General features: G+C 67.4%; 26 protein-coding genes. 16 read left to right on the top strand and 10 right to left on the bottom strand.

Annotated elements, in window-relative coordinates:
- The 6 genes from HYU53_06505 to HYU53_06480 form a co-directional block, all read left to right on the top strand.
- The coding region (locus HYU53_06505) for a cytochrome C oxidase subunit IV family protein (protein MBI2220843.1) at positions 1-207 on the top strand (207 nt) is incomplete at its 5' end.
- A gap of 218 nt (positions 208-425) precedes the next feature.
- The gene (locus tag HYU53_06500) at positions 426-1,697 is read left to right on the top strand and encodes an efflux RND transporter periplasmic adaptor subunit (GenBank protein MBI2220842.1); all 1,272 of its coding nucleotides are present in this window, start codon (positions 426-428) and stop codon (positions 1,695-1,697) included.
- 2 nt (positions 1,698-1,699) lie between these two features.
- Complete coding sequence (locus tag HYU53_06495) at positions 1,700-2,404, top strand: ABC transporter ATP-binding protein (protein ID MBI2220841.1); 705 nt, start codon at positions 1,700-1,702, stop codon at positions 2,402-2,404.
- Positions 2,401-3,573, top strand: a complete 1,173-nt coding sequence (locus HYU53_06490) for an ABC transporter permease (GenBank protein ID MBI2220840.1) — start codon at positions 2,401-2,403, stop codon at positions 3,571-3,573. Before HYU53_06495 ends, HYU53_06490 begins: the two co-directional genes overlap by 4 nt.
- 1 nt (position 3,574) lies before the next feature.
- The gene (locus tag HYU53_06485; protein ID MBI2220839.1) at positions 3,575-4,762 is read left to right on the top strand and encodes an ABC transporter permease; all 1,188 of its coding nucleotides are present in this window, start codon (positions 3,575-3,577) and stop codon (positions 4,760-4,762) included.
- A gap of 233 nt (positions 4,763-4,995) precedes the next feature.
- Positions 4,996-5,250 carry a hypothetical protein gene (locus HYU53_06480; GenBank protein MBI2220838.1) on the top strand — a complete coding sequence of 85 codons (255 nt, stop codon included), beginning with the start codon at positions 4,996-4,998 and terminating at the stop codon, positions 5,248-5,250.
- A 180-nt stretch (positions 5,251-5,430) separates the two neighbouring features.
- Here the strand turns inward: HYU53_06480 and HYU53_06475 are convergent, their stop codons facing one another.
- Positions 5,431-5,913, bottom strand: a complete 483-nt coding sequence (locus HYU53_06475) for a hypothetical protein (protein MBI2220837.1) — start codon at positions 5,911-5,913, stop codon at positions 5,431-5,433.
- Between the two features lie 29 nt (positions 5,914-5,942).
- Positions 5,943-6,440: a signal peptidase I gene (gene lepB, locus HYU53_06470; protein ID MBI2220836.1), complete on the bottom strand. Its 498-nt coding sequence runs from the start codon at positions 6,438-6,440 to the stop codon at positions 5,943-5,945.
- Between the two features lie 30 nt (positions 6,441-6,470).
- Here lepB and HYU53_06465 point away from each other — a divergent pair, with 30 nt between their 5' ends.
- Positions 6,471-7,664 (top strand): hypothetical protein, encoded by a 1,194-nt coding sequence (locus HYU53_06465; GenBank protein MBI2220835.1) that lies wholly within the window; start codon positions 6,471-6,473, stop codon positions 7,662-7,664.
- Here HYU53_06465 and HYU53_06460 read toward each other — a convergent pair.
- The gene (locus HYU53_06460; GenBank protein MBI2220834.1) at positions 7,568-8,365 is read right to left on the bottom strand and encodes a hypothetical protein; all 798 of its coding nucleotides are present in this window, start codon (positions 8,363-8,365) and stop codon (positions 7,568-7,570) included. The genes HYU53_06465 and HYU53_06460 overlap by 97 nt on opposite strands.
- Positions 8,366-8,510: 145 nt before the next feature.
- Between HYU53_06460 and HYU53_06455 the strand changes: the two genes are divergently transcribed.
- A complete protein-coding gene (locus tag HYU53_06455; GenBank protein ID MBI2220833.1) occupies positions 8,511-11,267 on the top strand; it encodes a UPF0182 family protein in 2,757 nt (918 codons plus the stop codon).
- A 25-nt stretch (positions 11,268-11,292) separates the two neighbouring features.
- Here HYU53_06455 and HYU53_06450 read toward each other — a convergent pair whose 3' ends face one another.
- From HYU53_06450 to HYU53_06440, 3 genes are read right to left on the bottom strand one after another with little or no spacing between them, the layout of a single operon-like run.
- Positions 11,293-13,020 (bottom strand): hypothetical protein, encoded by a 1,728-nt coding sequence (locus tag HYU53_06450; GenBank protein MBI2220832.1) that lies wholly within the window; start codon positions 13,018-13,020, stop codon positions 11,293-11,295.
- Positions 13,020-13,778 carry an ABC transporter ATP-binding protein gene (locus tag HYU53_06445; GenBank protein MBI2220831.1) on the bottom strand — a complete coding sequence of 253 codons (759 nt, stop codon included), beginning with the start codon at positions 13,776-13,778 and terminating at the stop codon, positions 13,020-13,022. Before HYU53_06445 ends, HYU53_06450 begins: the two co-directional genes overlap by 1 nt.
- Positions 13,775-15,397, bottom strand: coding sequence for a transglutaminase domain-containing protein (locus tag HYU53_06440; GenBank protein ID MBI2220830.1), 1,623 nt, complete (start codon positions 15,395-15,397; stop codon positions 13,775-13,777). The genes HYU53_06445 and HYU53_06440 overlap by 4 nt, the downstream gene beginning before the upstream one ends.
- 186 nt (positions 15,398-15,583) lie before the next feature.
- On the opposite strand from HYU53_06440, the gene HYU53_06435 reads away from it, so the two are divergent.
- The 5 genes from HYU53_06435 (at position 15,584) to HYU53_06415 (ending at position 17,783) form a co-directional block, all read left to right on the top strand.
- On the top strand, positions 15,584-15,817 hold the full coding sequence (locus tag HYU53_06435; GenBank protein MBI2220829.1) for a DUF2007 domain-containing protein: 234 nt from the start codon (positions 15,584-15,586) through the stop codon (positions 15,815-15,817).
- 149 nt (positions 15,818-15,966) lie between these two features.
- Complete coding sequence (locus HYU53_06430) at positions 15,967-16,149, top strand: hypothetical protein (GenBank protein MBI2220828.1); 183 nt, start codon at positions 15,967-15,969, stop codon at positions 16,147-16,149.
- A 10-nt stretch (positions 16,150-16,159) separates the two neighbouring features.
- Positions 16,160-16,714 (top strand): DinB family protein, encoded by a 555-nt coding sequence (locus HYU53_06425; GenBank protein ID MBI2220827.1) that lies wholly within the window; start codon positions 16,160-16,162, stop codon positions 16,712-16,714.
- Positions 16,715-17,169: 455 nt separating this feature from the next.
- Positions 17,170-17,388 (top strand): ribbon-helix-helix protein, CopG family, encoded by a 219-nt coding sequence (locus HYU53_06420; protein MBI2220826.1) that lies wholly within the window; start codon positions 17,170-17,172, stop codon positions 17,386-17,388.
- Entirely contained in the window at positions 17,385-17,783 is a 399-nt protein-coding gene (locus tag HYU53_06415) for a putative toxin-antitoxin system toxin component, PIN family (GenBank protein MBI2220825.1), read from the top strand. Before HYU53_06420 ends, HYU53_06415 begins: the two co-directional genes overlap by 4 nt.
- A 62-nt stretch (positions 17,784-17,845) precedes the next feature.
- Here HYU53_06415 and HYU53_06410 read toward each other — a convergent pair whose 3' ends face one another.
- The 3 genes from HYU53_06410 to HYU53_06400 all read right to left on the bottom strand — a co-directional run bounded on the left by HYU53_06410 (position 17,846) and on the right by HYU53_06400 (position 19,184).
- A complete protein-coding gene (locus HYU53_06410) occupies positions 17,846-18,253 on the bottom strand; it encodes a PaaI family thioesterase (GenBank protein ID MBI2220824.1) in 408 nt (135 codons plus the stop codon).
- 110 nt (positions 18,254-18,363) lie between these two features.
- A complete protein-coding gene (locus HYU53_06405; GenBank protein ID MBI2220823.1) occupies positions 18,364-18,714 on the bottom strand; it encodes a DUF2200 domain-containing protein in 351 nt (116 codons plus the stop codon).
- Positions 18,715-18,884: 170 nt separating this feature from the next.
- Positions 18,885-19,184, bottom strand: a complete 300-nt coding sequence (locus HYU53_06400; GenBank protein ID MBI2220822.1) for a dihydrofolate reductase family protein — start codon at positions 19,182-19,184, stop codon at positions 18,885-18,887.
- A 2-nt stretch (positions 19,185-19,186) separates the two neighbouring features.
- On the opposite strand from HYU53_06400, the gene HYU53_06395 reads away from it, so the two are divergent.
- The 3 genes from HYU53_06395 (at position 19,187) to HYU53_06385 (ending at position 21,968) form a co-directional block, all read left to right on the top strand.
- Complete coding sequence (locus HYU53_06395) at positions 19,187-19,471, top strand: BrnT family toxin (GenBank protein ID MBI2220821.1); 285 nt, start codon at positions 19,187-19,189, stop codon at positions 19,469-19,471.
- Positions 19,472-19,514: 43 nt separating this feature from the next.
- On the top strand, positions 19,515-19,688 hold the full coding sequence (locus tag HYU53_06390; GenBank protein MBI2220820.1) for a BrnA antitoxin family protein: 174 nt from the start codon (positions 19,515-19,517) through the stop codon (positions 19,686-19,688).
- Positions 19,689-20,009: 321 nt separating this feature from the next.
- Positions 20,010-21,968 (top strand): amidohydrolase family protein, encoded by a 1,959-nt coding sequence (locus HYU53_06385; GenBank protein MBI2220819.1) that lies wholly within the window; start codon positions 20,010-20,012, stop codon positions 21,966-21,968.
- A gap of 17 nt (positions 21,969-21,985) precedes the next feature.
- Here HYU53_06385 and HYU53_06380 read toward each other — a convergent pair.
- On the bottom strand, positions 21,986-22,413 hold a 428-nt coding region (locus HYU53_06380), incomplete at its 5' end, for a multidrug DMT transporter permease (GenBank protein ID MBI2220818.1).

The following is a 22,413-nucleotide window of genomic DNA, read 5'->3' as shown; positions in this document are numbered from 1 at the left end:
CTCGACCTGAAGTTCATGAACACGATCGTCGCCCTGACGATCGCGGTCACCAAGGCCACGCTGGTCGTGCTGTTTTTCATGCACGTGAAGTACAGCACCCGCCTCACCTGGGTCGTCGCCGCCTCGGGCGTCGTGTGGCTCGCGATCATGGTGTCGCTGACGCTCAGCGACTACCTGTCGCGGGGGTGGGTGAACGCGGCACAGTAGTAGGGTTCTGCACGGCAGGTTCTGCACGAAAGGTTCTGCACGGCAGGTTCAGCACGAAAGGTTCAGCACGAGGGGTTCTGCACGACGGGTCTTGAACCCCTCGTCTTGAACCCTCGTTGGAGCCTGTACAATTCGCCATTAACCGGGCCGTGCCCGCCGTTCGCCGATTCCGCCTGAACGACAGCCGTCGCACGCCCGTATCCTCATTCCGTAAGCCGATGCCCGATCTGAAAACCGAACTTTCCGCACTCAAGATCGATCCCGACCAGCGGGAGCCGGGCGGCCGGGGACCGGCCTGGATGGTTGCCGGCCTGGTGGCCGCGGCGGCCGTGGTCGGGGCCGCGTGGTGGTCCATGTCGGATCGCGCGACGCTCGTCGAAGCGGCGGCGGTCGAAACCCGTACGGGCGGCCCGGCGGCCGGGGCCGTGTTGAACGCTTCGGGTTACGTCACCGCGCGGCGCCGGGCGACCGTCTCCTCGAAGATGACCGGCAAGGTCGTGGAGGTGAACGTCGAGGAAGGCATGCGCGTGCGGCAGGGGCAGGTGCTCGCGCGGCTCGACGACTCGCAGATCCGGGCGGCACTGGCGCTCGCCGAGGCGCAGCTCGACGCCGCGCGCCGCTCGGTGGGCGAGATGGAGGTGCGCTTGAAGGAAGCGCAGCTCACCCTCGGCCGCCGCCAGCAGCTGAACAAAGAAGGGGTCGTGGGGCAGGCAGACGTGGACGCGGCGCAGGCCGAAGCGGATTCCCTGCACGCGCGCATCCTCGCGACTCGGCAGCAGGAGGAAGTCGCGGCGCGGCAGGTGGACGTTCAGAGGACGCTGCTCGACGACACGGTCATCCGCGCGCCCTTCGCGGGCGTTGCCATCTCGAAGGATGCGCAGCCGGGCGAGATGGTCTCGCCCGTATCGGCCGGCGGGGGATTCACGCGGACCGGTATCTCCACCATCGTGGACATGTCGTCGCTCGAAATCGAGGTCGACGTCAACGAAACCTACATCAACCGCGTGACCCCGAACCAGAGGGCGACCGCCGTGCTCGACGCGTATCCCGACTGGCAGATTCCGGCGCACGTGATCACGACCATTCCGACCGCCGACCGGCAGAAGGCCACCGTCCTCGTGCGCCTCGCGTTCGACCCTTCGACAAGCTCAGGGCCGTCCCGGGCAACGTCGAGGGGCGACCAGCTCGATCCGCGGGTGCTGCCGGACATGGGGGTGAAGGTCGCCTTCCACGGCGCCGAGCAGCAGCCGGCCTCTTCCGCGCCGGGGCCGCGCACGCTGGTGCCGCGCACCGCCGTGCGCGCCTCGGGGGGCGCGGGCGTGGTATTCGTCATCACGAACGGCGGGCGCGCGGAGCGGCGAGCCGTCCGCGTCGGTGCTGAAGATGGCGATCGCATCGAGATCGCGTCCGGCCTTTCAGCCGGCGAGCGCGTGGTCAACTCCCCGCCGGCGGACCTGCAGGACGGGGCCAAGGTGAAGGTGAAGGGCTGAGCATGTCTACTCTCGTGGCCATCCGTGACGTCCACAAGGAATACAAACGCGGCACCGAGCGGATCGACGTCCTTCAAGGTGTCAACGTCGAGATTGCGCGCGGCGAGTTCCTCGCGCTCATGGGCCCGTCCGGATCCGGGAAGACCACGCTGCTCAACCTGCTCGGCGGGCTGGACCGCCCCACGCGCGGCAGCATCGACGTGGACGGCGTCGAGATCGCGCGGCTCCCCGAGGGGGCGTTGTCGAAGTGGCGCGCGCGCCACGTGGGCTTCATCTTCCAGCTCTATAATCTGCTGCCCGTGCTGACCGCCGAGCGCAACGTCGAGCTGCCGCTGCTGCTGACGAAGCTGTCGCGTGCCGAGCGCAGGAAGCGCGTCGCGACGGCGCTGAGCGTCGTCGGCCTGGGCGACCGGGCGCGGCACTTCCCGCGCCAGCTGTCGGGCGGCCAGGAGCAGCGCGTCGGCATCGCCCGCGCCATCGTCACGGACCCCACGCTGCTGCTCTGCGACGAGCCCACCGGCGATCTCGATCGAAAATCCGGCGATGAGGTGCTCGACCTGCTGCAGGCCCTGAACCGCGACCACGGCAAGACGATCGTGATGGTGACGCACGACCCGCACGCCGCCGAGCGCGCCACGCGCCTGGTGCACCTCGAAAAAGGGGAGCTGATCGCGGGGGGCCTCGACCACGCGGGAGCGCGGGCATGAAGTTCCTGCACCTGATCTGGCGCAACCTCCTGCGCCGGAAGATCCGCACGACGTTCACGGCGCTGTCGATGTTCGTCGCCTTCGTGCTGTTCGGCGTGCTGATGGCAATCCGCATCGCGTTAACGATGGGCGTGGACGTGGCGGGCGCCGACCGCATGCTGGTGTTTCACAAGACCTCGATCATCCAGCCGCTGCCGGTGTCCTACGCCGAGCGCATCCGCGCGACCGACGGGGTCGCCGATGTCACGTCGGCCACCTGGTTCGGCGGGATTTACCAGGACCCGGCGAACTTCTTCGCGCAGCTCGCGGTGGACCCGGACGGCTTCCTGCGGATGTACCCCGAGTTCGCCGTGGCCGACGACCAGAAGAAGGCGTGGTTCGAGGACAGGACCGGCGCGCTCGTCGGGCGCGCGACGCTGAACCGCTTCAACTGGAAAGTGGGGGACCGCGTGCCGCTCCAGGGCACGATCTGGCGCCTCCCCGGCGGCGAGCCCTGGACGTTCACGATCCGCGGGGTCTACGACGCCAGCATCAAGGGAGCGGATGACACGCAGTTTCTCTTCAGCAAGGCGTACCTCGCCGAGGTCGCGAGGAAGCTCTTCGGTCCGGGCTCCTTCGGCGACGCCACGGTCGGATGGTACATCATCCGCATCGCCGAACCGGAACGCGCCGCGCAGATCGCAAAGACGATCGACACGCAGTTCGAGAACTCCCAGGCGGAGACCAAGACCAACACCGAGAAGGCGTTCGCGCAGTCGTTCGCCAACCAGGTGGGCGACATTGGCGCGATCATGACCGCCATCGCCGCGGCCGTGTTCTTCACGATCGTGCTCGTGGCAGGCAATACCATGGCGCAGTCGATCCGCGAGCGCGTCGGCGAGCTGGCCGTGCTCAAGACGCTCGGCTTTACCGATGCGCTCGTGCTCGTCCTGGTGCTGGCCGAGTCGATGATGCTGGCGGTCGGCGGCGGCGGGACCGGGCTGCTCGCCGGCTGGCTGCTCATCTGGCGGGGAGACCCGACCGGCGGGCTCCTGCCCGGCTTCTTCATCACCCCGCGCGATCTCGCGCTCGGTGTCGCGCTGATGCTCTCGCTCGGTCTCGTCGCCGGCACCATGCCCGCGCTCCAGGCCATGCGGCTGCGCATCGCGGACGCCCTGAGGAGGAACTGACGTGAACTGGCTCGCACAGCTCCTCGCGGTCGTGGCCCTCAACGTTCGCACGATCCGGCAGCGGCTGGGTTCCTCCCTCGTGGCGATTGTCGGCATCGCCGGCGTCGTCGTCGTGTTCGTGGCGGTGCTGTCCATCGGAGAAGGGTTCACCGCGGCCTTGCGTGACGCCGCCGCGCCGGACCGCGTCATCGTCATGCGCTCGGGGAGCGACACCGAGATGACGAGCGGCCTGGGCGCGGCGAGCGCCACCATCGTCTCGGAGGCGGCCGGCGTGCGCCGCGCTGCGGATGGGCCGCTGGCCTCGCCCGAGCTGTTTGTCATCGTGGACGTGCCGAAGCGCGCGACGGGCACGGATGCGAACGTGCCCCTTCGAGGGGTGACGCCGCGCGCGTTCGACGTCAAGGACGAAGTACGAATCGTGGACGGGCGGAGATTCGCGGCGGGAACGAGCGAGATCATCGTGGGCCGCGCCGCCCACGGGCAATTCGCGGGACTCGAGGTCGGCAGCCAGGTGAAATGGGGGCAGAATCGCTGGACGGTCGTCGGGATCTTCGAGGCAAACGGAACGGTCGCCGAAAGCGAAATCTGGTGCGACGCCCGCGTGCTGCAGCCCGCCTATCGCCGGGGCAACAGCTTTCAGTCCGTGTACGTCAGGCTCGAATCCCCCGCGGCGTTCGACCGCTTCAAGGACGCGCTGACGACCGACCCGCGGCTGAACGTGACGGTCAAACGCGAGACCGAGTACTACGCCGAGCAGTCCCGCGTGCTTCGGAGGCTCATCACCCAGCTCGGGTACATGATTGCGGCGCTCATGGGGATCGGCGCCGTGTTTGGCGCCATCAACACGATGTACAGCGCCGTCGCCGCGCGTACGCGCGAGATCGCGACGCTGCGCGCGCTCGGGTTCGGTCGTTTCGCCGTTCTTTCGTCGGTGATGACCGAGTCGCTGCTCCTCAGCCTGATGGGCGGCGTGGCGGGCGGGCTGCTCGCCTGGATCGTCTTCGACGGCTACCAGACGTCAACAATGAACTGGCAGTCGTTCAGCCAGGTGGCGTTCGCCTTTGCCGTGACGCCGGCCCTGCTCGTCCAGGGCGTGGCGTATGCCGTTATGATGGGCCTCATCGGGGGGGTCTTCCCGGCGCTCAGGGCCGCACGGCTGCCTATCGTCACCGCGCTCCGCGAGCTCTAGCGAGTGCAGTTTTTTCCGACGCGGCGGCACATGGCTCCGTATTGGAATCGGCCAACCGCACCGATTCGGTCGTACGCCTTTCCGCGCGTCACTTCCGCCTAAGCCTCAGTATCCAGGCCGGATATTCTGGTGTGCTCCAAGCGCGGCTTATCGGGTACATCCGTTGCTCTAGGTGTCGCTGTTCCGCGATGCAATTCGGCTCAATGGGTGTCCTTCGAGGGGGGAGCATGCGCGTGGAAGACGTCCTGGAGCGGATACAGGGTGAATACCTCGAGATGCCCGGACTCCGCCTGACGGTCGCCCAGGCCCAGCGGCTTTGGGGGCTGGATCGCCAGGTGTGCGAAGCGCTGCTGGCGGCGCTCGTGGACTCAAGGTTTTTGTGTCGCACGCGCGACGGCGCGTTCATTCGCCCCGAGGGGGCGGTGCCGACCCGGTTCGTGGCGCGGCAGCCGCTGACTCCAAGACTGAAGGTGGCTTCGGTGGCGTGACAATTTTCCTGCCCGACCGGCTGGCTTATCACCTGCCTCATAAGCCGTTAGAGCCGGTCTGTTGCCCCTGATCCCGGGCGGCCGCACCGGCGACCGCTCGCGGCCCGGAACAGAGTCGAAGGCTGATGGCGGCGCCACCAGTCGCCGTCATCAACCTTCGACGAGTCCTCTTCATCGCGTTTATCGCGGTTTCTCGATTGCGTCGACCGCGGCGATCCGCCGGATCCGCCAGTCGTCCGTCTTGCGCATCTCGAGCTCGACTTCGCGGGCGTCCACGTTCTCTTCACCTCGCGCGTCGAGCCACGAAATTGTCGCCGTCATTCGAACGATCGCCCTGGCCCCGTCGAGGTTGGCAAACACGTCGACGAACCGGACCGCGATGGCGCCGCCGGCATTCGGCGCGCGCGCGGCAAGCGCCACCAGGCGTTCGCGGCCGACGATCGGACCCGCGCCGCCGCCCGGATCGAGAACGACGTCCGGCTCGAAGAACGTGGCGAGCTGCCCCGCGCGCGTCACCAGATCGAGCCCCGTTTTCGGCTGCTCGTTCAGCACGTTCTCGAGCGTCTCGATGCGGCGGCGGATCCGCCGTTCCTCGCTCGGCCACCAGGCGTAGGCGCCCCAGGCCACCGCGGCCAGCGCCGCGAACGCGACGACGGCCCGCAACCGACGGCTCCACGCCCGGCCAGGCGCCATCAGAACAACAGCGGCCCCGCGATCCGCTCCCGCTTCACGCGGCCGAACTCGTGCTGATCCATCCGCATCCCGCGATTATCTCCCACCACGAAGAACTCGTCCGGACCGAGCGTCAGCTCGGGCACGTTCCACTCCCCTCGCCGGACGACGTAAGGCTCGTCGATCGCGCGCCCATCCACAAAGACGATGCCGTCGCGAATCGCGATGCGCTCCCCCGGGAGCCCGATGATCCGCTTCACGTACACGACGCGCCACCCCGCCAGCCGGACCGCCACGACGTCTCCTCGCGCGGGGCCGCGGTAGCCGTACGCCGACCGGTTCACGATATGAAAGGACCCGGATGCGTAGGTGGGAAGCATGCTGGGACCATAAGTCCGGACGGGCACAAGGACCCAGCCGAAAACGGCGATGCTGACGACAACCAGCACGCCGACCCGGATGAGCGTGTGGGCCGGGCGTCGTCCGAGAAGCGCCTCACGCCAGAAGACCCGATTCACGGTGTCCCGAAATGATATTAAGATCCCACGATGCGCGCCACACCGACGCTCCTTGCCCTCACCGTCGCCGCCTCGACAGCCGCGTTTGCGGCCGCCGGCGCGGACTCCCGGCCGAAGCCACTCCCGTCTCCCGCGCCTGCCGGCAGCGCACAGCCGCAACTCGCCGTAGGACCTGGCGGCACCGTGTATCTCTCCTGGCTCGAAAAGGCTGACGCCGGCGCGCACCGGTTCCGCTTCGCGACGCTCGCGCCCGGTGCGTCCGCGTGGTCGACGCCCGTAACCATCCACGAGGGCTCCGGGTTTTTCGCCAACTGGGCCGATGTGCCATCGCTCGCGGTCACCAGCAAGATGATCGCTGCGCACTGGCTGCACGTGAGCGGCGCCGGCAAGTACGCGTACGACGTGAAAGTGCGGACGTCGGCTGATGGCGGGCGTACGTGGTCGGCGCCCGTGACGCCCCACCGCGACAAGACCGAGGCGGAGCACGGGTTCGCGTCGTTCTTCCCGTGGCCTGACGGCGGTGATGGAGCGTCGGCCGGGCTGGCGTGGCTCGACGGGCGCACGCACGGGCAGATGGCGCTGCGCGCCGCGCGAATTTCCGGTGATGGAGCGGGCGAGGAAATGCTGGTGGACAATCGCGTCTGCGACTGCTGCCCCACTTCCGCGGTGCGCACCTCGCGCGGCATCGCGCTCGCCTACCGCGACCGCAGCGCGGACGAAATCCGCGACATCTACGTGTCGCGCTTCGAGGACGGCAAATGGAGCGAGGGGCGCGTCGCCGTGCGGGACAACTGGCAGATCGCCGGCTGCCCGGTCAACGGGCCCTCGATGTCGGCGTCTGGCGATCGCGTGGCGCTCGCATGGTTCGCCGCGCCCGAGTCCAATGCGCACGTGAGCGTCACGTTTTCCCCAGATGGCGCCGCGACTTTCGGCGCGCCGGTTCGCGTGGACGACGGCAACCCGTTGGGACGGGTGGATGCGGAGCTGCTGGCTGACGGCAGCGCGCTGGTGGGCTGGATCGAGCAACTGGAGTCCGGCGCCGAGTTCCGCGCGCGCCGCGTCTGGCCTGACGGCCGGCGGGACGAGGCAGTCAGCGTCGCCTCGCTCGCCGCCAGCCGCGCAAGGGGCTACCCGCGAATCGCGCGGAGCGGCGACCGCATCGTGTTCGCGTGGGTGGGGGCGCGGGGGGTGGAGACGGCGACCCTCTCGTATGGCGCGATGTAGCCGGCTCGCGATGGCAGGTAGATTCGGCGGGGATCTTTCCCCAGATCGCGGTCCGCGTACACCGGGTAGCCTCTGTACTCGCCGATGACGATGTGCTGCCCTTCTTTCAGCGGCACCGCCATTCCCGCCGCCTTCCATCGGTAGCCGGCATACATCACGTAGATCTCGTTGAGCCCTTTCGGTTTCTCCCCCACCTCGATGACATCGCGCGGCGGCACGACGACGCCCGCCGGAGCCGGCGCGGAGGGAAGCCTCATGGCCGCGCGCCCCGCCGTGCCCACAGCCTCCGGGGCCATGCGCCTCGCGCCGGCTGGCTCCCCGGCCGGCTCACCCGCGACGGCAACGGGAAACGAGGGCGCCTGGCTCCCCGTGGTGCCCGCAAGCTCACCCGCACGCCGTCGCTCGTACGGCTGCATCAACCCGCCGCTCACCGGCACGAAGACCTTCGAGTACGGTTCGAGCGTCGCGTCGGCATAGAGCGGCACGCCGCGATAAAAGCCGGTACGGACCATCACGTTGCCGTCGAAGAACACGCGCGGCCCAGCCGGGTAGTAGAAGTCCCCTTCGAACGTGATCGCATCGCCGAGCCGGAACCACTCGTCGCTGTCGGCCGTGACGATCGGCCGTGGCTCAGGCTGGTGGAACACCTGCGCGGCCTGCGCCGCCGCGGACACCACCGCCCACGCCAGCAACCCCGTCACCAGAAGCCTCGCACGCCTCATCGCCCCGGCCCCCGGAGCGAATCCGGCTCCAAAGGACGTGCCCGCGATCGGAGGCAAACCCGCTCAGCTGGAAGTGTCGGATAATAGGGACGTTTCGCGCGTAGTCCCTTGAAAGGATGTCGCAGTGCCCGGGTTCCGATCCACGAAGGGTGCCCTGATTCTGACAGCGGTTACCCTTTTCTTCCTGCTGCCTTCCGTCGCCGGTTTCTACACCGACTGGCTCTGGTTCAAGGAGGTGGGCTACGAAGCGCTGTTCTCGCGGCGCCTGTCGGTGTCGTTCGGCGTGGGGACGGCCGCCTTCCTCGTGGCGTTCATCGTGCTCTGGGGAAACATGGCGCTCGCGCTCGCCTCGCTCACGCAGCCGTACGTGATGGTGGGTGCGACCGCGCAGGGGCAGCCGATCCTGTTCAACCGCGCGCAGATCCGCCGCGTGGCCACCGTGGTTGCGAGCCTCGCGGCGCTCGTGCTCGCGCTTCCTGCGTCGGGCGAGTGGCTCGCGTTCCTGCAGTTCCGGCATGCGGTCCCGTTCGGCGCGCAGGATCCGATCTTCGGCCGCGACATTTCCTTCTACGTGTTCCGGCTGCCGGTCTACCAGTTCGTGCGCGGGATGGCGCTCGCGCTCGTGCTGCTCTGTCTCGCGGTCAGCGCGGGCATCTACGTGCTTGCCGGGGCCGCGGGCCTCACAACGCGCGGCGTTGGCGCGCCGTACGGACGGGCGCGGCGCCACCTTTCCCTGCTGGCCGCCGCCCTGTTCGTCCTCATGGCCGTCGGCGCGTGGCTCGACATGGCGCACGTGCTCGTGACCCCCGCGAACATCATCCACGGGGCGTCGTACGTGGATGTCCACGCGCGGATCCCGCTGCTCCGGGTGACGATCGTGGTGCTCGGCATGGGCGCCGCGCTGGCCGTCTATCACGCCTTCACCGTGCGCCGGTGGCCGCTGCTCGCCGCCGCCGCGGGATACCTGGTGATCTGGATTGGCGGCGAACTCTATGCCGCGGGCGTTCAGCGCATGGTCGTCGCGCCGAACGAGCAGGTGCGCGAGCTGCCGTATATCGAATACAACATCGCCGCCACCCGCACCGCCTTTGCCCTGGACCGTGTCGAGGAACGGGAGCTGTCCGGCGATGCCGCGCTGACGAAGGCGGACATCGCCAGGAACGCGGACACGCTCGAGAACGTCCGGCTCTGGGACCACCAGCCGCTGCTCGACACCTTCGGGCAGATCCAGGAAATCCGCAGCTACTACGATTTCGTGTCCGTGGACAACGATCGCTACGTCGTCAACGGGAAGTACCGGCAGATCATGCTCTCGGCGCGCGAGTTGAACAGCGAGAGCCTGCAGAACCGGAGCTGGGTGAACGCCCGGCTGAATTTCACGCATGGCTACGGCCTGACGCTCGGGCCCGTGAACCAGGTCACGAGCGAAGGACTGCCCGTCCTCTTCATCAAGGACATCCCGCCGGTTTCGACCGTCGGCCTGCGCATCTCGCAGCCGTCGGTGTACTTCGGCGAGCTGTCGAGCGATTACGTGCTCGTGAAGACGCGCGCGCGCGAGTTCCACCACCCCCGCGGCGACGACAACGTCTACACGGAATACGGCGGCCGTGGCGGCGTGCCCCTGAACGGGTTCTTCCGGCGGCTGATGTTCAGCCTTCGCTTCCGGTCGTCCGACATCCTCCTGACCGACGTCGTCACGTCGCAGAGCCGCGTGCTGTACCACCGGAAGATCGCCGATCGCGTGCGCGAGATCGCGCCGTTCCTGACCTTCGATTCGGATCCGTACCTGGTCATCGTGGACGGCCGGCTGATCTGGCTGTACGACGCGTATACGACGACGGATCGGTACCCGTACTCGACGCCGGCGCGGCGCGGCGTCAATTACATCCGCAATGCCGTCAAGATTGCCATCGACGCGTACGACGGCACGACGGTGTTCTACGTCGCGGAACCGGCGGACCCGCTGGTCCAGACGCTTGCGCGCATCTTTCCGGGGTTCTTCAAGCCGCTTGAAGAGATGCCCGAGTCGTTACGGCGCCACCTCCGGTACCCGGAAGATATCTTCGCGATTCAGACGGCCGTGTTTTCGACCTACCACATGACGAACCCGGGCGTGTTCTACAACAAGGAAGACCAGTGGGAGGTGCCGGCGATCGAGGTCGGGCCGCAGCCGGTCGTGATGCAGCCGTATTACACCGTCATGAAGCTCCCCGGCGAGACCGAACCCGAGTTCCTGCAGATGCTCCCGTTCACGCCGCGGCGCAAGGACAACCTCGCCGCATGGATGGTGGCGCGCAGCGACGGCGAGCACTACGGCCGGTTGTTTGTCTTCCAGTTCCCGAAGCAGAAGGTCATCTTCGGCCCCCGGCAAATCGTCGCGCGGATCAACCAGGACCAGGTGATCTCCCCGCAGATTACGCTGTGGAACCAGCAGGGGTCTCAGGTGATCCAGGGCACGCTGCTCGTGGTGCCCATCGAGGAATCGCTGCTCTACATCCGGCCGCTGTATCTGCGCGCCTCCGGTGGTCGCATCCCCGAGCTGAAACGGGTGATCGTCGCCTACCAGAACCAGATCGTGATGGAAGAGTCGCTGCCGGTGGCGCCGAATCGGATCTTCGGCGCCGGCGCGGCGCAGCTCCCGCCGCGCGAGGCCTTCGATCTGCCGCCGGCGGCGCTGCCCGCGTTTGAGCCGGCGACCCCGGCGCCCGGGCCGCTGGCCCCCGGCGAGAGCCTGGAATCGCTCGCCGCGCTCGCGCAGGAGCACTACGGGCGGGCGATCCAGGCGCAGCGCGATGGAAACTGGGCGTTGTACGGCGAGGAGATCAAAAAGCTCGGCGACGTTCTGGCCCGCATGCGCGCCCAGAAACCGCCGATCCCCTGAACCCCTGAGCTTGAACCGGGGACGCTCAAGAACGATGCGACGATCCTCGCGAAATAGACCGGTCGCGGTCCATTTCCTCGAGCGCACGCACTCCGGATCTCATGGAGAGCCGCCAGATCGCCACGCTGAGCCCCGCGGCGGCGAGCACGCTGGCGGCCATCTGCAGCTGGTAGGTGGGCGGCAGGGAGACGTGCCGGGCCCGCGCCCAGACGTAGGTCGATGAGGGCCAGCCGATGAGGGCAATCATCACGATGACGTACAGCACCGCCTGAATCATGAACGCCACGCCGCCGTAAGACCCCGCGGCTTCGGCGGCTGCCGCGCCGAATCGCGGATAGCGGGCGCCGAGCCCCGTCGCGAGCCCCACGAGCGCGAGGCTCATGAAGAGCACGGCGCAGGCAGACGCCGCCTTCATGAACGGCTCGACGCCGAGCAGCTCGTTGGCGAGGATCGTGAGCGCCTCGGTCATCAGAAAGAGCGGCACGAACCCGGTCCAGAATTTCGACCAGAGAACATCGCGCAGCGAGACCGGCGCGGTCCGGATGATCCAGAACGCGGCCCCCTCGAGCGAGACCGCGGGAAACACAAACCGCGCCGACACGGTCGCCATCACGAGCCCCGCCATCCCGAGGTTCACGAACGCGTAGAGGTTCTTGACGAATCCGCTGATATACGGAATGCGCTGCAGGTCCAGGACGCGGAAGTTATACAGGTAGATCAGCATCAGCGCGACGAGCAGCAGGAGCTGCGACCACTGGCTCACGTCACGGAGCAGCACCTTCAGATCCTTCAGAAGCATCTGCCGGCGGAGGCCCGACAGCGGCAATGCATACACGGCGGCATCGAGGCCCCGCAGCCTTGCGAATCGCGCCTTCGGCGCCTCCTGCGACCGGCTGAATCCGGTGAAATACCAGCGCTCGTTGGCGGCGCGCAGCAGCACCATCAGGCCAAGGGCGGTCGTCCACAACGCGGCGGCGTGGAGCAGGTCGCGGCCCCCCTGCAGGCTCGCGAAGATCGTCTCGCCCGCCCAGAACGACGGCAGCAGCGGCGTCAGCGGCGACTGCAGCGTCGTGACAAAGTCCGCCAGGTCGGGAAGCGATTCCACGTTCAGCAGCCGCTCGGGCCGAATGACCCGCAGCAGCACCACCAGGCCCGCCGCAAACAGCAGCCCCATGAGCATGAGGATGTCGCGCGCGCGCCGCGCCGGGAAGACATTGACCAGCAGCAGCGTCACGGCTGTTCCCACCGCCACGGGTATCACGGAGAAGGGCACCACCGCCAGCAACGACGTCACGTAGAACCCGGCCGGCGCGCAGCGCGCGTGCCCGATGCCGATCAGCACCGGCGCGAGGAAGATGACCACCATCCAGGACGCCTGCGCGACCGTCCGCGCGAACCTCGCGTAGAACAGCCGCCGCGTCGCAACCGGCGCGGCGAGCAGGAGCCGCAGGTCTTCGGAAAGGAAGAAGGTCGAGAGCGCTGTGACGATGCCGCTGAAGGCGAGGAAGGAAAGGAATGTCAGGAACAGCCACGAAAGACCCAGGCGCAGCAGGTAGTCACCCAGCTCTTCGTACAGGGACAGCTGCCGCGTCAGCCACGACGCCGCCCAGAACAGGGCCGAACAGACGGCCACGGCAATGCCGCCGAACACCGCCGCGCGCGTGGCGTCCCCCAGCTCGCGGCGGCGGGCGCGGTTCCGCGACGACCACAGATGCGGCAGCAGCAGATAGGCAAAGGGCTGAACGGTCGCCATCACAGGATCTCGTCGATCTCCTGCAGCGCGGAGCCGCCGGTCAGCTTCAGGAACACCGACGTGAGATGCTCGTCCGGGTGCCCGGCCAAGGCGCGCAACTCCTCGACCGTGCCGCGCGCGATGATGCGCCCCTTGAGGATGATGCTGATGCAGTCGCACATCTCCTGCGCGACCTCGAGCGTGTGCGTGCTCATCAGAATCGCCACGCCGCGCTCGCTCATCTTCCTGAGCACGTCCTTGATCAGCCGCGCGCCGCGCGGATCGAGCCCCACCATCGGCTCGTCGACCACCACCGCGCGCGGCCGATGCAGGAACGCTGCGCACATCACCAGCCGCTGTTTCATGCCGTGCGAGAAGCTCTCAACCAGCTCGTGCTCCCAACGCGACAGCTCGAACAGCTCCAGCATCTCGCGCGACCGCTCCACCATCGCACCGTTGCGATCGTCGAGGCCGTACAAGCCGCCGTGAAACCGCAGGAACTCTCCGGCGGTCAACTTCTCATAGATGAACGGGCGATCCGGAATGAAGCCGAGCGACGCTTTCGCCTTCTCGGGCTCCGCTGAGAGGTCGTGGCCGTTGACGACGATCGTCCCGGCGTCGGGGCGCAGCAGACCCGCGATCATCCGCAGGGTCGTGGTCTTGCCGGCGCCGTTCGGGCCCAGGAAGCCGTGGATCTGGCCCGAGGGCACGTCCAGCGACACGCCGTCGACCGCGGTGAAGCTGCCGAAACGCTTGACGAGATCCGAGATGGCAATCATTCGCAGCGGCCTCGAGCCGGACGCCGCGCGAGCGGGATGTCAAGCGTGCCGAGATCGTCCTGCCGGCGCCCCGCGACGACGCGCGTGGCCGTGGGAGCAAGCTCCACGTCGGTGATCGCGATGCGAATGCGGCCGATGAGCGGCAGGATGGCGGCCTGCTTGTCCAGCCCTCCACGCGCCAGCCGCACGTGGGTGGCGTCTGCCGGAAACTGGTTGAGCGTGGGATCGACCGGGAGCCACAGCCCTCGGCTGGTTCCGTCGGACAGGTACACTTCCGGCCACGCGTGATAGTAGAACGCGCCCCGGACGTACACCAGTCCGGCCGCCACGCGCGCCGGGATGCCGGCCGCGCGGGCCATCGCCACGTAGAGGGCGGTGTGCTCGTTGCAGTCCCCCACCTTCGTTCGCAGCACCTCGCGTGCCGACGGCAGGCTGACCGTGGGCTTCTTGTCCAGCAGCCCGTTGACGTACCTCGTCAGGCGCTCGGCTTTCTGCCGGGCCGTGGCGGCCCCCGCGATCGCGCGGTCCGCTTCCTCGCGGATCTCAGGCGCGTCGCTCTCGATGAGCGGTTCCGGCGCGAGGTGGCGGCCGGCGTGCGGATCCACGGCGCCGGGTGTCATGTCGAGCAGATCGCGAATCTCGAACTCGTTGCCGCGGACCGTCTGCCCCGCTCCCTGCAGTGCGTCGCCGCCCGGCAGGTCCGCGCCATCGAGCCGCAGCCGCAGCCGCAGCACGTCACGCGTCTCATCGATCCGGGGCGCCCGCTCGGCGAAGGTGGGCACGACGGCCGCGGCGCGCAGGAGATCGGCGCTGACGCGGTCCGAGATCGCGAGGCCGCGTGCCCGCTCCGCGGGCTCGCGGATTGTCATCAGCCCCATCGGGCTTTCCTCGCGCACCACTTCGCCCGTGTCGGTGATCCACGATGTCGTGCGCAGCCCGGCGAAATCCATCTGCACCCTGAAGGCCGGGACACGGCTGAGGCCGGCGCCCGCCAGCTCGCGCTTGCCGACCTCGATGGTGACCGGCGCGTTCCGCAGCGTTGCGGGATCGAACATCGTCCACTGGTGGCGCGCGCCGGGCGTGAGGCCAGCGCCGGCAAGCCGGCGCGCCAGGTTGAGGGTGAGCGCCGGGGGCTCCGGCAACTGGCGAGTCTCGGTACGCGTGCCGGCAGCCGACGTCGTCGTCAACGAGAGGCGGGTGCCGTCGACCTGCCCCTGGATGCGAATCGGCCCGGTGCCCGGATCGAGCGAGAAGTCGAACGATCGCAGGGCGAACTCACGATCGACGCGCGCCGTGGTCCGGATGATGGCAGCCGTCGTCGCTCCGAGGAGCGACATCTGGAGTCGCGCGTCCTCTTCGATCACAAACCCGTCATCGGCGGGCGTCGTCTGGCCGACCGTGAAGCCGATCTTCTCTCCCCGGTAGTACACGCCGCGCCAGGTGGCTTGCGATCCGTACCGCGCCAGGTCTGTTGCGAGGTTCGAAGACGTGCCCTGGAGATACGAGCGATTGACCAGGGCGCCCATCGTCACCGCCCACGCGACGAGCAGCGCAACGGTGAGCGGCCGGGTGACGCGACGAGGGAGGGCGGTAAAGACAAGAGAGGTCAAGACAGGCACGGGTCCCTCTCGCTTATCGGCGGCTTGGCGAAAAGACTGTATGAGACCGCGGAGCAGACCCGTGATTTTCACGCCGATGTATTTGCCGATGTATTTAAGGTAGCATCGGCGCCGTATGCAGGCCAGCACAGCTGGATGGATTCGATCAGTGGCCGCCGAGACCTGCCATCAGCGGGAGAAGAAACGATGGAACCGCTTGTGCGCGTGCTGACGACCGGCGACGCGGGTATCATCGCCGTCGCCAAGTCGCTCCTCGATGAGGAGCAGATCGAGTACATCGTCCAGAACGAGAGCCTGCAGGAGCTGTTCGGCCTCAACGTGACGAAGCCGGCCGAGTTCCTGGTGCGCCGCGAGGCGGCGGAACGCGCGCGCGACCTGCTTGCCGATCTGCGTGCCGCCGCCGACGGCGAGCACCCATGATCACCGACCGCTCGGCCCCTGCGGCCATCATCGTCCCGAGTCCTGATCTATGGGGACGGCGCCGTCGTGATCGGCCGGCAGGGCGGGCCTTACCGCCCTCCAAATGGCGACGAGATCACGCACGGCGTGCGCGTCACCGTGGACTGAAGATGGCGCGCAAACGCTTCTCCACCGCCACGCTCTCCGCGATTCGCGACGGCATGGTGCTCGGCATCCACGCGGGCACGGCGCAGCACCGCGAGAAATATCACGCGCCAGGTGCGCTGAAGTACGTCCGCGATCTCTCCCGGCCGAAGTCGCGAAACACCGCGACGGAGTTCGTTGCCCGGTAGCGTGGCGCCCATGTTTTCACTTGACTCGCTTCGCGAACTCTTCCGCCACATGGAGTGGGCCGACGCGCAGGTCTGGGACGCCACGGCCCCGCTCTCGGCGGCTCCATTTGACGAGCGTCTCCGCGGGCTGCTGCTCCACGTCCACGTCGCCCAACGCGCCTTTCTGCACGTGTGGACGGGAGAGCGCGTCGCGTTCCCGGACGCCGCCGAGTTTCCCACGCCGGCCAGCCTGCGCGCGTGGGCGGAGCCGTACTATCGCGAACTGGACCGCTTCCTCGACACGCTGGATGGCGCCCGGCTCTCCGAGCCGATCGTCATGCCGTGGGTGAAGCACTTCGAGCGGCGGCTGGGACGGGATTTTCAGACGCCGACGCTCGCCGAGACCATGTTCCAGCTCACGAGCCACTCCACCTATCATCGTGGCCAGGCAAACACCCGCCTGCGCGAGCTTGGCGCGACCCCGCCGCTCGTCGATTACATCGCGTGGGTCTGGCTCGGGCGGCCGGCGCGGCACGACAGCGGCGTCTCCGCCGTGGATCCGATCGCCGGGCTCGGGGCGGAGTAGCAATATGCCTGCTCGGCGGCCGGTCTGTCGAACAGGAGGGGTTGAAGGGCTGTTGGCGGCGTGAGTAGCGGCGATTGGTGCATCAGACAGCCTGGCGCACCCGCCCATTTCACGTCTCGCTTCGGTGATGCCCACCTTGCTCAGCGACTCGTTCGTCGCCGGGCAGCGACGAGGTCCTTGGCCTCATCCTCACTGAGCTGCTCGGTCGTCTTCTCCAATAACAAGGCCGCAAGCTGCATCGGTTCGACGTTCAAGCCACCGCGCGCTCCAACGCTTTCAGAGATCGCTTCCAGACGCTCGAGCGTTCGAGATGTGAGCGGGACAAGCCGCCGTTCGGTCCAATGAGGATCCGTCGGCCGCCCTCCGCCGGCCGGCACACGGAAGCGGGCCTGGATGTCCGCCAGCAACTGCAGCGCGCCGAAGTAGCGCCCTGCTGATGTGTTACACTGTAACACGTGAAATCAACACTGACCATTCGGCTCGACAAGGATCTCGAGCGCCAGCTCGATCGCCAGTGTAAGCGAACTGGCCAGAAGCGAAGCGATATTGTCCGGGAGGCCCTCCGACGCGAGCTTTCGGTGCGTCGGTTCGAGGAACTCCGACGTCGTGCCCTGCCGTTCGCTGAAGCCCGCGGCTACCTGACCGACGAGGACGTGATGCGGGATGTTTCGTGAGAGTGTTTCTCGACACCAATGTTCTGGTCGCCGCGTTTACCACTCGCGGGCTGTGCGCCGATGTCGTCCGGTATGTGCTGGCTGAGCATCAGCTGGTTTCCGGCGACGTCATTCTCGACGAACTTCACGACGTGCTGGCCAACCGCTTCAAGCTACCCGCTAGCACCACCAAGGACATCCTTGACCTGATACGAGGGCAAGAGGTCGTAGCGAAGCCCAAGAAAGCTGGGCCGGTGGCCATTCGGGATCCTGACGATGGCTGGGTCCTGGCTTCTGCGATTGAAGGTCGATGTGACGTCTTGGTTACGGGCGATCGTGACCTTCTGGATATCGCCGAAGCAGCCCCGTTGCCCATCTTGAGCCCGCGCGGTTTTTGGGAATTTGTTCGGAGATGACACGGATGAGATCTTGGCCGTCAGCGGCGGGCCGCGCAGCGGACCGCCGCTGTAACCGGTTCTTATACGGCCTTGTGGTCGGGGAAAGGGGACGCGATCATCGTCGCCTGCATTGCAGCGATGAGCATTCGTCTCCCGCTTTTCTCGACATGGACGTCGGCCGCGCATACAGTTAGCGTCCGGCCGGGCCGGAGCACCCTGCCCACCGCAACGAAGCGCTCGCCCGCTGCCGGGGCGAGGAAGTTGACCTTGAACTCCACCGAGAGCACCTCGAGCCCCGGCTCCATGAGCGTGAGCGCCGCGTAGCGGTCCTGCACGAGACGCTCTCGCGATCGTGGACGTCCGCGCAAGCAGGTGGACTGCGTCCCGCGATCATCGATGAGCTTCGGCGCAAGGGGTGAACCTGACCGTTCGAAACTCCAGAAGCCGACCATCACGTCCGGGCGATTGACGAGTGGCGGCGCAAGCATCGAACCGCCGCTCCGAACCTGTTTGTCGACGAACTGGAAGCCGCGTTCGCGCTCATCGGGCAACATCGAGAACGCCTCGTACACGACGATTACAACACCGACGCTCCTGCTCACTTCCTCAGGATCTTGTCCATGGCCTTCCCCCTGGCCAGTTCATCCACCAGCTTGTCCAAGTAACGGATCTGTTGCATGAGCTTATCCTCGATCTCCTCCACCCGATAGCCGCAGATCACGCCGGTGATCTTGGACACATTTGGGTTGATCCGTGGTGCCCGGGCGAAGAAAGTCTCGAAGTCGACCTTCTTGTCGATCTGCTGTTGCAGCGTCTGTTCATCGTAGCCCGTGAGCCAGTGAATGATGGCATGCACCTCCTCCTTCGTACGACCCTTCTTCTCCGCCTTTGAGATGTAATGCGGGTAGACGCTCGCGAACGCCATTCTGAATACTCTCGTGTTGTCCATGGACTCGTTGCTCCTCGAAGTCTAGCGCTTTCGTTCAAACGCGAGCCGGAGCCCACCTGAGTAACTACCGCTTCGATGCGAATGGGCCTGCCAGGGCAAAGGGTGGCAGGTCCGCCTCTGCAGAACCTCGAAGCGCGATCAGGGCTCAGAACCTGCGGCGACAGCCGCCGTCAGGCTTGCGCTTGGTAGCGGAGATAGACGATTCCATTGGCAAAACGACGCTCGTCCAGGAGATCCAGCCTAATGCGTACGTTGCCGGGCAGGACCCGCGTGCCTCCGCCAAGCATAGTAGGCACGACGAGCAGATGATACTCGTCGACGAGCCCGGTCCGGATCGCGTCGGCGGCGAGCGTCGGACCAGCCACCGAAACATCGCGAGGCAATTGAGCCTTCAGGTCGCGAACCGCCTGCGGGTCGAATCTTGGTCCGTCGCCCTCAGTGTGCTGCGTCGCATTCCGTATATACTCAATAGGTGTTCGAGTGGGACCCGCGGAAGGCCGAGGTCGACGCGGCGAAACACCGCGTCACGTTCGACGATGCCGTGACGGTCTTCCTGGATCCCGAAGCCCTCGACGGCCCCGCTCTGCAGCACTCCTCGGGGGAATCGGGATTCCGCCGGCTCGGACGGTCCGCCGACGGACGGGCCCTCATGGTGGCGTATGCGCTCAGGAGAAGTGGCGATGCCGAAGCGATCCAAATCATCAGCGCGCGGCGGGCGAGTCGCCGCGAACGCGCGGCGTACGGCGCGAAGGATTGACGACTCGGATATTCCCGAGTCATCGCCCGAACAGCTTAGAGCGATGCGGCGGGTGGGTCGGCCGCCGCTCGGTGACGAACCGCGACGACTGATCGCGATCCGGGTCGATCCGACCGTGCTCGAGTCGTTCCGCAAGGAAGCGCGTCGGCGACACGTCGGCTACCAGACGCTGATCAACGAGGTCCTCGCGGAACACATCCGCAAGGACGTGGCGTAGGGGGGCCTTCCCTGGGAGCGACGGCGCCGTCGAAAGGCGCACGCGGGCCACGAGGAGATGATGGTCCGGCCCTCCTGCCGATCGCATTCGGCGACCAGCGCCGCGCCGGCGGTAGACAGGTAGTCCAGCTCGAGGTTCCGTCGATGGGTGAGCGGGCTGCAGGCCGCGGGTGATAATTCGAGGCGCGGCACGGCCGGGCGGGCACATCCCGGAAGCGTGGCGATGGCAGCGAAGAGAACAGCGCTCCGGGGCCAGTCCAGCCGGCGGAGCAGATCTTTGATGTTCACGCTGATGTACTTGGAGTAACACTACCGAACCGGGATGCCGACCCCCTGCGACCTGCTGCTCACCAACGCGCACGTCCTGACAATGGACGAGGAGTTCACGGTCCATGCGCAGGGCTCCATCGCCGTCGGCGGCGGCGAGATCCTTGCGGTCGGCAGCGTCGAGCCGCGATACGAGCCGCGTGAGACGGTGGACTGCAGGGGACGCGTGGTGCTCCCCGGCCTCGTGAACGCGCACACGCACGCGCCGATGACGCTGCTGCGCGGACTGGCCGACGACCTCCGCCTCGACGTCTGGCTGATGGGATACATGATGCCGGTCGAGCGGGAGTTCGTGCGGCCCGACTTCGTGGCGCTCGGCACGAAGCTCGCCTGCGCCGAGATGATTCGATCGGGGACGACGTGCTTCGCCGACATGTACTACTTCGAGGAGTCGGTCGCCGAAGCCACGGCCGCCGCGGGTCTGCGCGCCCTCTGCGCGCAGACGGTCCTCAAGTTCCCGGCCCCGGACGCCGCCAGCTTCGAGGACGCGCTGGCCCGCGCGCGGGACTTCATCGCGCGATGGGCGGGCCATCCGCTGGTGGTGCCGGCCGTCGCGCCGCACGCGCCGTACACGTGCACGACGGAGATTCTCCGTTCCTGCGCGGAACTCGCGTCCGAGTTCGACGTCCCGTTGCACACCCACCTGGCCGAGACGGCGCTCGAGGTCGAGCAGTCCCGGCGCGAGCACGGGATGCCGGTCGTCCCCTGGGCCAAGAAGCAGCGGCTGTTCGACGCGCGTGTGCTGGCCGCGCACTGCGTGCACGTGGACGAGGGAGAGATCCGGGCGCTCAAGGATGCGGGCGCGGGCATCGCGCACAACCCGACCAGCAACCTGAAGCTCGGTTCCGGCATTTCGCCGGTGGTCAAGATGCTCGACATCGGCGCTGCCGTCGGCATCGGCACCGACGGGACGGCGTCCAACAACGACCTCGACATGTTCGAGGAGATGCGTCTGGCTGCGTTGCTGGCCAAAGGCGTGAGCGGGGATCCAACGGCGCTGCCGGCCCGGCAGGCCCTGTCAATGGCGACGCGCATCGGCGCGCGCGCGGTGCACCTCGGCGCCCTCGTCGGCTCGATCGAGCCCGGCAAGCGCGCGGATCTCATCGTCGTCGATCTGGAGCAGCTCCACAACGTGCCGCGGTTCCGACGCGATCCACAGAGCGTCTACGCGCAGCTCGTCTACGCGGGCAAGTCGACCGACGTCGTGGACGTGATGTGCAACGGCCGATGGCTGATGCGCGAGCGGCGGCTGCTCACGCTCGACGAGGACGAACTGCGGGCGGCGGCCGCCGACGTGGCCCGGCGCGTCGACAGGTTTCTGATCCACCGCGAGCAGAGCGTGCTCCAGAAGCTCATCGCGATCGGGGGCGCGACGGAAGAGGAGAGCTTCGAGGTGCAGGTCAAGGCGCGCGTCGCGTCGCCCGACGCGGTGCTGCGCGCGCTGGCGAGCGAGGCGATCACGGCGATTCGCGCCGTCCACTACCACCAGTACGACACGTATTTCTTCTTCGACGACCCGGCCCAGGGCCGTTTGCGCTATCGCGAGGACGCGGCGCTCGACGAGGGGAACGCCGTCACGAACGTGCGGGCGCGGCTCACGCTCACCGGGCTGACGCACGAACGGGCGTTCGGCTCGGTGCCGCTGTTCCGCTCGCGGTTCCTCGCGCCCGCGACCCACTCGCTGCGCTTCTACCGCGAGTACTTCAGGCCGGCGCGCGAACGTGACATCGAGAAGGACCGCCGCCGGTGGCTGGTGGGTTACCGGGGCGTGCAGTTCTACGTGCATCTCGACCGCCTGCTGAATCCGGCGACCGACTCCTACTTCCTCGAGCTGAAGTCGCGGACCTGGTCCCGCCGCGACGCGGAGGACAAGGCCGGCATCATCCTCGATCTCCTGGACCGTCTCGGCGCGAGCGGCGCCGAGATAATCCAGGAAGACTACGTCGAGCTCTAGTCAGCCCGGGCCCTCGCCTACGCGAGTCGGGCGGCCACAATCAGCGTCAGGCCGACGACAAACGCCACGAACATGAGCGCTAGAAGGCGGTTGGTCCCCGCCGGCGCACCCGTGAACTCTTTCCAGATGAAGACACCCCACAGCGCGGCGACGAGCGTGGCGCCCTGCCCCAGGCCATAGGAGATCGCGAAGCCGGCCGCGCCCGCCGCGATGATGCTCAGCGCCATCCCCAGATTCCAGATCATCCCGCCGAGGATGCCAATCGAGTGGAGCCGCGCCGATCCCTTGGAGACATAATCCCCGAACGGCACCGGCGGCCCGACGAAGGGGCGCTTCATCACGATCGTGTTCCACACGAAGTTGGACGCCAGGAGCCCGGCCGAGAACACGAAGATGGCGCTGTAAGGACCGAGCTTGCCGGGCTCCAGGTTGACGAAGTCGGTGG

This window comes from Acidobacteriota bacterium, from assembly GCA_016184105.1.
Taxonomy (GTDB): Bacteria; Acidobacteriota; Vicinamibacteria; order Vicinamibacterales; family 2-12-FULL-66-21; genus JACPDI01.
This window is presented reverse-complemented; position numbering and strand designations above follow the sequence as displayed.